Genomic DNA, 1,453 nt, shown 5'->3' with positions numbered 1-1,453 from the left:
CGTCCAGACCGTTCAGAACGGGGATTGGCGCGACCTCGGCTTCTTCGGGTGAAGTCAGGACAGGCACCGGTTTATAACCGTGCTCCAAATAAAGGGCCCGTACTTCTTCCTTATGAATGGCCCGATTATAGATTCGCAGATCGTCAATGCTCCCGTTAAAATAAAAATACGGCTCCTCAGTAGATTTTCTCCCGACATAGAGTGGCTCTTCCGGGCAAGGAGTATAACTGCCCTTTCGCTCTGCAACCATCTCTCCGTCCACGTATAATCGATATTGCCCGTCGGCATATATTACAACTACATGGTACCAATGCAGCATCTCAAGGCTCGCATCCATGGAGAGATCAGGTTCGTGCAAAAAGCCGTGCAGTGTCAGTCGCTTGTCTCGCGTACTTAACTGGATCGATCGTTGCTCATGATGACCATCCTGAGATACGATGGCGCTATGCCAACCGCGCAGGATCGTCTGCGGATCGTAGCAGCACCAGACGGAGATCGTATAGGCCTCCTCAAGTACAGGCGGCGGATCGATTACGACGTACCCGTCCCTACCATTCAGCGCGAGCGACCTGCCAGCCAGACCGAACCGGTCAACGCCATACGCTGCGCCTACCATTCGCCCATGGTGCTCTTCGCCGCTGCGGTCACGTACATCACCATCGAACAACAACTCCAGCACGAGTCCAGACCTCAGGTCGACCTGATTCCCCGACCGACCGAAAATCTCGTCAATTGTGATGCCGAACAGATCAGCCAAGCCCGGCATGAGCATAAGATCCGGGCACGATTGCCCGTTCTCCCACTTGCTTACCGCCTGATAGGTCACGTCCAAGCGATTAGCCAACTGTTCCTGGGTCATGCCTAATCGCTTGCGATGCAAGCTGATATTTTGACGGATTGGATGATTCATTTCATTCATTGTGATCACCACACTTTCCTTTGATGCCTTTACTATAAACAATCTATGATCGGAAAGTTATCACGCTGTAGTAGAGTATGTAAGCCGTGTGCTCAACCTGTGGTTGAACGTGTTCGTCCATGTAATGATCTCATCATCAGCACGGCCATCGCGATCACGACAACGCTTGCGGTAATGACTTTGGTTAAGCTCATTCTCATGTCGCTCCCCCCACATTCTACGCATATATATTCCTCACACGCCTATCCATTTCCTCCCATCAAAGTCAAAATGTCCGCATTCATGACCAACGATTCGACATCTAAAGATAAGGCTACAATCCATAATATTGTTAATATGCATCACGCCAGATCATACGATATGATATGGACGAATCAGGAAGGGAGGCATGTGCACTTCCAATTCGAGATTGGCAATCCGATACACAACACAAGGAGGATATGTAATGAGAATGAAGAAAATGACCAGCCTGATTATGATGCTAACCTTTTTGTCAGCAGCATCCTTGTCCCCTTCGGGCGAACGAGCTAATAC

The 1,453-nt window shown here is 49.8% G+C and carries 2 protein-coding genes; both read right to left on the bottom strand.

Annotated elements, in window-relative coordinates:
• Positions 1–919 (bottom strand): LamG-like jellyroll fold domain-containing protein (locus ACFRAK_RS28680; protein WP_394573144.1); only part of this gene is annotated, 919 nt, incomplete at its 3' end.
• A gap of 351 nt (positions 920–1,270) precedes the next feature.
• Positions 1,271–1,453, bottom strand: a 183-nt coding sequence (locus ACFRAK_RS28675; protein ID WP_394573143.1) for a hypothetical protein, incomplete at its 5' end; no start/stop codon positions are given.

This window comes from Peribacillus sp. NPDC056705 (assembly GCF_043656335.1).
This window is presented reverse-complemented; position numbering and strand designations above follow the sequence as displayed.